The following is a 9386-nucleotide window of genomic DNA, read 5'->3' as shown; positions in this document are numbered from 1 at the left end:
GAGTTTTGTGGAACTCGATCGACTGCGACAGCAAGCCGAGGCGCGGGCCGAACAAGAACGGCTGCGGGCCGAACAAGCAGAAACGCTGCTGGAACAAGCAGAAACGCTGCTGGAACAACAACGGTCGCGATCGCAAGCCTTAGAATCAAGACTCCGAGAAATGGGAATCGATCCCAATGAATTGTAAGCACAACTGCAAAATTGCATTATTGTGGAACAGGCCCGAAAGCCTGTTGCTGAGTTTTCAAGGGCGAGATCGGAGTCCCACTCCACAATAGAATAGAATTACGGATTTATCAGTGGGGTAGCTTTATTTAATCTAAAATCCCTAATCTAAAATCTAAAATCGATTGATGCCCCATACCCTAACCGAATTCTATGCAGTTGCAGCGCCAATTTAGCGGACAACTGATCGCGATCGACACCAACACCGCGATCGCCAGCGGCGGTGAAGGTCGCATCTACCCGATCGCCCAAGACTCGTCCCTAGTAGCAAAAATTTACCACAGACCGACAGACGAAGACGGCGACAAACTCACAGTCATGTTCAGTATGCCGCCGGATGCGCCGATCGCCGAACCGGGACACGCCTCAATTGCTTGGCCGATCGATTTGCTGCATACTGTCGGCGGGCGCGAAAAAATCGTCGGTTTTGTGATGCCGCGCGTCAAGAAAGCGCTGCCGGTACACACTTTCTACACTCCCAAAACCAGGCGCGAACAAAAACCGCTATTTAACTATCTTTACCTCCACCGTACCGCCCGAAATCTCGCCTCGGCTGTAAACGCCCTCCACGTCAGGGGTTACGTCATCGGCGACGTAAACGAGTCGAACATTCTCGTCACGGATACGGCGTTGGTAACGCTGGTAGACACAGATTCGTTTCAAGTGCGCGATCCTTATACCGGTTACGTTTATCGGTGTCCCGTGGGGAAACCGGAGTTTACGCCGCCGGAATTGCAGGGGCAGACTTTCCGCGATATCGATCGAGCTCCAGAGCACGATTTGTTCGGTTTAGCGGTATTAATTTTTCAACTGCTGATGGAAGGTACGCACCCGTTTTCGGGAGTTTATCTCGGTAGCGACGAACCGCCGGCTTTGGAAGCGAGAATTCGATCGGGCCATTTCCCCACAGGTACGAAGCGAATTCCCTACCGCCCGATGCCCGCTGCGCCTCCTTTGGAAATGCTGCATCCCCGGCTGCGGCAGATGTTTGTCCGCTGTTTTGAGGAAGGACACGGCAATCCTGCGGCGCGCCCGGATGCGAAAACTTGGGTGAATGCGATTCGGGAAGCAGAAGATGCTTTGGTAACTTGCAGCAAAAATAGTCAGCATAAATACGGAAATCATCTGACTCGGTGCCCTTGGTGCGATCGGGCAAAACTCCTCAAAGGTCGCGATCCGTTTCCTTCGCGGCAAGCAGTCAGCAACGGATTGCACTTGCAGCCCGCGAAAACCAAGCGTAAAAAGCCGTTACCACCGCCTCCTGTGAGGGAGCCCGCAATGCGCCGGCAACAGCCCGCCACGGGGCTGACGCGCCCACTCGGCCAGTACCAAGTGCCGCTGCTACCGATGCCGATGTCTTCTCGGAGTCGGACTCCTGCGCCGAGGGCTCCGGTTGGCAAGTTTGAGCGCATTTTTCAGGATGCTGGTTGGGGAGGTGTTTGGGGGAGTTTGTGTTTGGCGGCGGTGGCGGGGGTTGTTTCGGCAATCGCTGAGGGCGGCGGCGCTATTTTGGGGGCGATTTTTGTCGGTTCGATTTGGGGCAGTTTTTTTGGGATGATGTGGGGCATTTTTACTTTGTCGCCGAACCAGATTTGGCGGAAGTGGGGGGGAGTTTTGGTGGGGGCGGCTTGGGGGGCTTTTTTGTTGGCGGCGATCGCGGGTGCGGTGTCTGGGGCGATTAATAACAATCCGGCGATCGGGGAAGCGATTTTGTCTGGCGCGGGGGTTGGTACTGTCTGGGGCTGTGTTTGGGCTGCTTTTCGGCCTCCTCTGGCGATGCCGGTGGGGAAAGTGTGGGGCCGGCGGGGAGGATATTTGGGGGCGGTTTGGGGAGCGTTTTTGGGGACTGTGGCTGGTGTTTGTTTGGGGGCGGGGTTGGTGGTTTGGCAGCAATATAACGGTCAGATGCGTCCGGTGAACGAGTTTGCGGGTTTGCTGCTGGGTGTGGCGATCGTGGCGGCGGGTGTGGGTGCGGTTGGGGGTTTGGTTTCTGGCGGTTTATTGGGTTTTTGCGGGTTTTCGCCGAAGCTGCCGGTGTCGTTTCAGCCTTCGGGGATGAAGGGTGCGGCTTTGGGGGCGATTTGGGGCAGTTTTTTGGGGACTTTCGCGGGTTCTGTGTTGGGGGCGGTGGTGTCTGCGATGTTTCCGGCTGTCAGCGCTGGGGTACCGGTGGAGTTGGGGCCTGTGGCGGGGGCGATCGTGGGGGCTGGTTTGGGGGCGATTTGGGGGGTGGTTTCGGGTTCTGTTTGGGGGGCTTTGGGGAAGTGGTGATCGGGTTGATGTGTGTTTTTGGGTGGAAAATCCGTGAATCGGTAGGTGTAAAAATTGAGGTGTTAAATTTTGGGGCTACAATGTACGTGCTGCAAGAGTTTGAGGCTCTCTGTCTGAAAATACGATTCACGGAAAGTCTGAAAGTATTACAGAATAAGGCTTTGGGGTGAGTATGAAAAATTGGGTGTTGACAAGTCGAAGGCTGGAATGGTACTTTTGTTTTAGATTCACGGAACTGAACCTTGAAAACCAAATACAGCAAGGCTTCTGGAACGGGCTGCCGGAAAAACCCTAAATCCCTATCAGGGATTGAAACCGTTTATTATGATTTAGCTACTCAATATCTTTCCCGCCGGAAAAACCCTAAATCCCTATCAGGGATTGAAACTTACTCTTCTATCTTTGGATATCACTTTGAGGCGAATTAAGGCCGGAAAAACCCTAAATCCCTATCAGGGATTGAAACCGCTCAGCCTCGATACTTAAATCTATCCCTCCCCGCCGGAAAAACCCTAAATCCCTATCAGGGATTGAAACATATTCGTAGTCCCACTGGAGGAAGAATCCGATTTTCGCCGGAAAAACCCTAAATCCCTATCAGGGATTGAAACGATAGCTGTTGTCTTGACCATCAAGATAACGGGCAAGCCGGAAAAACCCTAAATCCCTATCAGGGATTGAAACAGCGGTTCCTACAGTCCTATCGGGCCGAATCAGAGCCGGAAAAACCCTAAATCCCTATCAGGGATTGAAACAGCCCGCACTTTTTTTAATTCATTGTCAGCCACTAGCCGGAAAAACCCTAAATCCCTATCAGGGATTGAAACGTCAGCCACTACACGCTCATACCCTCGGTGAGCCTTATGGCCGGAAAAACCCTAAATCCCTATCAGGGATTGAAACACACTGCTATAGTTAAGTGAAACGCCTGACACAAGGCCGGAAAAACCCTAAATCCCTATCAGGGATTGAAACAACAATGAATCAAAATCAAATCAAATACTTAGCAACGCCGGAAAAACCCTAAATCCCTATCAGGGATTGAAACGGTTCGTCGGGGGGGAGTTCGCTGAGAGCCATATTGCAAGCCGGAAAAACCCTAAATCCCTATCAGGGATTGAAACTCAATTAAATCATCAGCAACACCAAATTTTTTACGCCGGAAAAACCCTAAATCCCTATCAGGGATTGAAACTTGAGTAATACCTAAAATCGTAATCTTCCGAATGCCGGAAAAACCCTAAATCCCTATCAGGGATTGAAACGAAGAGTTGGATTTTTGCCCGCCAGATGCCGCGCGCCGGAAAAACCCTAAATCCCTATCAGGGATTGAAACTCGACATATCAACCGCGCGGTACAGCATCGGAGACTGCCGGAAAAACCCTAAATCCCTATCAGGGATTGAAACGCCTCTATTTCCATTAGCCTTTTGTCTTTTGTGGCGAGCCGGAAAAACCCTAAATCCCTATCAGGGATTGAAACCGGTAATTCCATAGAGCCACTCCGGGCAATCAACAAGCCGGAAAAACCCTAAATCCCTATCAGGGATTGAAACTGACAAACGGCTTGACATTCTAGAACGCTTTGAACTTGCTTGCGCCGGAAAAACCCTAAATCCCTATCAGGGATTGAAACAAGACCCAAACCCCTTCGGAGGAGGATTTGAGCCAGATTGATTACGCCGGAAAAACCCTAAATCCCTATCAGGGATTGAAACTCCACCCTCGCTCTGTGTAACGATTGTTTGCTCCACGCCGGAAAAACCCTAAATCCCTATCAGGGATTGAAACTTTTTAATGCTGGTGCTAATACTCCAGAATGTGAAGCGCCGGAAAAACCCTAAATCCCTATCAGGGATTGAAACAGGATTAATGGAATCATTATTTCTTAGATTCAATTGCGCCGGAAAAACCCTAAATCCCTATCAGGGATTGAAACATCCCAAAAAAAATCCCCCATCATGCGGGCAATGATAGAGCCGGAAAAACCCTAAATCCCTATCAGGGATTGAAACGTTTGGAGCGAGCGCCAACTTAACGGAATGGCTGCGCCGGAAAAACCCTAAATCCCTATCAGGGATTGAAACCTCTGAGATTGGCCATTGCATTGCCCAAGTTCACGCCGGAAAAACCCTAAATCCCTATCAGGGATTGAAACAAAATAGGATGACGGAAGAGGTTCGAGGAGATACTTTTTTGCGCCGGAAAAACCCTAAATCCCTATCAGGGATTGAAACGTAGGACTTAAACCCGTGGCTTCTGATACTTGAGCCGGAAAAACCCTAAATCCCTATCAGGGATTGAAACTTGGGATTGATAAAGCCGAAAACGATGCGCGGGTGCGAATCGAGCCGGAAAAACCCTAAATCCCTATCAGGGATTGAAACGGCTCCACGATGGTGCTTTGCTAATGAATCCAGCCGGAAAAACCCTAAATCCCTATCAGGGATTGAAACGCCGACACTTTAAAGAATTACGCTGCCGAAGGCTGGGAAATGGCGAGCCGGAAAAACCCTAAATCCCTATCAGGGATTGAAACCAACAGCTTTTTAGTAGTCATGAATCTCTCACGGTAATGCCGGAAAAACCCTAAATCCCTATCAGGGATTGAAACGCCGTATGTGACCATGTAGAGCTAGTGGATGAGATTACGCCGGAAAAACCCTAAATCCCTATCAGGGATTGAAACGCACCACCGCCGAATAGACGTAGTTGTAAACTCATTGCCGGAAAAACCCTAAATCCCTATCAGGGATTGAAACATAATCCTCGCATTCCTCGTTGCCTGTACCGCCGCCGGAAAAACCCTAAATCCCTATCAGGGATTGAAACAAGAGCCAGCGCCACAACGGATTTTTAGAAGTTGGGCCGGAAAAACCCTAAATCCCTATCAGGGATTGAAACCGACCTTTACTGGATGTTGACCCAGTAGGAAACCGAGCCGGAAAAACCCTAAATCCCTATCAGGGATTGAAACACTAAATCCTTGAACATCTTTGCCTGCCATTGTTGGCCGGAAAAACCCTAAATCCCTATCAGGGATTGAAACGAGATTGCTATCACTTTGCTATCACTTTGCTATCACTGCCGGAAAAACCCTAAATCCCTATCAGGGATTGAAACGATTTATTGATTGCAGCTACTTTGAGTGAAACTCTGCCGGAAAAACCCTAAATCCCTATCAGGGATTGAAACGACATGGCCACAGTCGGCGGGCGCGGCGGTCAGCTTGTGCCGGAAAAACCCTAAATCCCTATCAGGGATTGAAACACTAACAAAAAATAGCTGAAAAAAATGACAAAGAGTTTAGCCGGAAAAACCCTAAATCCCTATCAGGGATTGAAACATTAAATAATTAATTTAAGGAAGAGACTGTTATGCCGGAAAAACCCTAAATCCCTATCAGGGATTGAAACATTACCCCCTCTCCTTTTATCCAGACGGCTTTGCCGGCAAGCCGGAAAAACCCTAAATCCCTATCAGGGATTGAAACTTTTTATCAGTCGGTTTCTCGCTTTCCAGAATTGCCGGAAAAACCCTAAATCCCTATCAGGGATTGAAACTCGTTCCAATGAGCGCTCGAACTTCCGCTGTGTGCCGGAAAAACCCTAAATCCCTATCAGGGATTGAAACATTAATTTAAGAGTACAAATGGGGGTAGTCAAGTGCCGGAAAAACCCTAAATCCCTATCAGGGATTGAAACTTTGACTTGGGGAGAAACTTATCAAAAGTTACCTAGGCCGGAAAAACCCTAAATCCCTATCAGGGATTGAAACTACCAAACTCACGTAACTTCGGAAAAAAGCGGTATCAGGCCGGAAAAACCCTAAATCCCTATCAGGGATTGAAACCAACTCCTTTTGACTAAGTAATTTAGAAAAAGAGCCGGAAAAACCCTAAATCCCTATCAGGGATTGAAACACAATGCAACGTCAGCGTTTGCCTGGTGACAAGAAAGCCGGAAAAACCCTAAATCCCTATCAGGGATTGAAACCTTGAAGCTGAGCCGATTGTTCTTGAGTCTAAAAAGAATAAGCCGGAAAAACCCTAAATCCCTATCAGGGATTGAAACGAACACATTTTACTAACTTGTTAATTTTCGGATGCCGGAAAAACCCTAAATCCCTATCAGGGATTGAAACTAATTATTATTTTTTGGATTTCATTTACATTGCGCCGGAAAAACCCTAAATCCCTATCAGGGATTGAAACCAAGACACCTCGCCAGCTCGTGATTACCTGGGGTACGCAGGCCGGAAAAACCCTAAATCCCTATCAGGGATTGAAACGATCGCGGTAAAGACGGTAGATTTGGGGGCAAGAATAGTGCCGGAAAAACCCTAAATCCCTATCAGGGATTGAAACCACCCGTTACAGCCCCCTATGTTCTTATTCCCTGAGCCGGAAAAACCCTAAATCCCTATCAGGGATTGAAACATCACTTCCAGTGATGCGAGCTGACCAACAACGGGCAATAGCCGGAAAAACCCTAAATCCCTATCAGGGATTGAAACCAAGTCTACTACGCCCAACAAGACATCCAGCCGAAGCCTGGCCGGAAAAACCCTAAATCCCTATCAGGGATTGAAACTGGCTCAATTATCAGACACAGTAGAGCTCAATTTTCTCGCCGGAAAAACCCTAAATCCCTATCAGGGATTGAAACACGGCGAACCTATTTACCTCTGACCAAACAAGGCGACTGAAGCCGGAAAAACCCTAAATCCCTATCAGGGATTGAAACGGGAGTAGGTCGTCGCAGTCGAAAACGACCAACCAGCGTCCGCCGGAAAAACCCTAAATCCCTATCAGGGATTGAAACGAGAAGGAAAAAGCTTCTATTCGTAAGGCTCAAAGTGCCAGCCGGAAAAACCCTAAATCCCTATCAGGGATTGAAACCCGCGGTACTTCACCAAAGAAGAGCGCGACGCAATCAAGCCGGAAAAACCCTAAATCCCTATCAGGGATTGAAACCAAATATCCTACAATTTATGGACTAAAATATTTGAGCCGGAAAAACCCTAAATCCCTATCAGGGATTGAAACGATATTTTTAAGGACTTCCTCGAATGAGTACATAGCCGGAAAAACCCTAAATCCCTATCAGGGATTGAAACTGAATTTCATCCGACTCTTGACCGGAATACTCAAGCCGGAAAAACCCTAAATCCCTATCAGGGATTGAAACCTCCTTCGCTTCCTAAGCTGTTTGATGCCTGCGAAAGCCGGAAAAACCCTAAATCCCTATCAGGGATTGAAACCTCCACGTTCCGCATCTGCTTTATGCGTGGCGACTTCATCCGAGCCGGAAAAACCCTAAATCCCTATCAGGGATTGAAACTGCTTCTGAATCTCCCAATAAACAGCTAACAATTTTTGAGCAGGAAAAACCCTAAATCCCTATCAGGGATTGAAACTAAACGTTTACGATTGTTGGCAACGGCATTGAACGCCGGAAAAACCCTAAATCCCTATCAGGGATTGAAACCGGGCAGAAAATGATGGAACCGATCGCGCGTTGGGCCGGAAAAACCCTAAATCCCTATCAGGGATTGAAACCTAATTCTTCAGAGAACAAGATGACTGCCCGCATGCCGGAAAAACCCTAAATCCCTATCAGGGATTGAAACACAGATCCACTGGTACTGGCCGTTGGACTTTTTCTGAGCCGGAAAAACCCTAAATCCCTATCAGGGATTGAAACGCACGATGACCCAATTCTATGAAGACCCAAAGGCTGCCGGAAAAACCCTAAATCCCTATCAGGGATTGAAACGGAATGAAGGCGATCGCTGGGTGAGGGCGATCGCGCCGGAAAAACCCTAAATCCCTATCAGGGATTGAAACATTAATCATTAACGTTTCCAGTAAGCTTATCCATGCCGGAAAAACCCTAAATCCCTATCAGGGATTGAAACACGATCGCCGAAACCATTGACGACAATCCCGAACCGAGATTGGCCGGAAAAACCCTAAATCCCTATCAGGGATTGAAACTCGCCAGCTCGCTGGGTCTGTTTGCGACTTTCACGCCGGAAAAACCCTAAATCCCTATCAGGGATTGAAACGAAGCTCGACAAGATTTTTGCGGCCCGATACTGCCGGAAAAACCCTAAATCCCTATCAGGGATTGAAACTGCTATGATTGAGGTATTCATTTTTCGCTAGGTGAAGCCGGAAAAACCCTAAATCCCTATCAGGGATTGAAACCACTCGATCGCCAAGTGTCCCCCAAAATCCCACGCCGGAAAAACCCTAAATCCCTATCAGGGATTGAAACTGACAGCATCAAGGGCAAAATTGAGAGATTTCTTGCCGGAAAAACCCTAAATCCCTATCAGGGATTGAAACCATTTCGGCTAACATTAATCTTTGGAATTCAAAGGCACTCGCCGGAAAAACCCTAAATCCCTATCAGGGATTGAAACTCTCACATGGAAGCTGGATTTAAGGCTAATAGAAGCCGGAAAAACCCTAAATCCCTATCAGGGATTGAAACTCTTTACTACTCGCCCTGCGAGGCTGAACTGAACCTTGAAAGCCGGAAAAACCCTAAATCCCTATCAGGGATTGAAACACTTTTTACAGCGAGCCTTAGAGAGCTTGCGTATACGCCGGAAAAACCCTAAATCCCTATCAGGGATTGAAACGATTGTCGCTATCCGGCAAGCCAAAGCAAAACAGCCGGAAAAACCCTAAATCCCTATCAGGGATTGAAACGCAGATAGCTCTTGGCAACGAATTCACAGCATTCTGCCGGAAAAACCCTAAATCCCTATCAGGGATTGAAACGGTAAATGCCGGTGCAAAACTAAATAGGGCTTGCCGAAAAAGCCTAAAACCTGGACAGAGAAAGACTTTGACTGGTTTGAACGCTCCGCGTGTGCAA

Annotated in this window: 1 protein-coding gene, 1 pseudogene and 1 CRISPR repeat array; the gene and the pseudogene both read left to right on the top strand. The window is 48.2% G+C overall.

The genetic code is table 11. The features are described from left to right. Window positions 1–187 (top strand): annotated as a pseudogene (locus QUB70_RS18685) (Uma2 family endonuclease); the annotation flags it as partial. Window positions 188–378: 191 nt separating this feature from the next. Next, window positions 379–2496 (top strand): DNA-binding protein, encoded by a 2118-nt coding sequence (locus QUB70_RS18680; protein WP_332982625.1) that lies wholly within the window; start codon window positions 379–381, stop codon window positions 2494–2496. Between the two features lie 279 nt (window positions 2497–2775). Continuing rightward, window positions 2776–9289: direct repeats of the CRISPR family, unit length 37 nt; unit sequence GCCGGAAAAACCCTAAATCCCTATCAGGGATTGAAAC. Between the last annotated feature and the right edge of the window lie 97 nt (window positions 9290–9386).

The sequence above is a fragment of the Microcoleus sp. A003_D6 genome (assembly GCF_036702825.1).
Classification (GTDB): Bacteria; Cyanobacteriota; Cyanobacteriia; order Cyanobacteriales; family Microcoleaceae; genus Microcoleus.
This window is presented reverse-complemented; position numbering and strand designations above follow the sequence as displayed.

Coding starts and splice junctions, on each gene's coding strand:
- QUB70_RS18680 (WP_332982625.1), top strand. CDS start 379: ATGCAGTTGCAGCGCCAATTTAGCGGACAACTGATCGCGATCGACACC.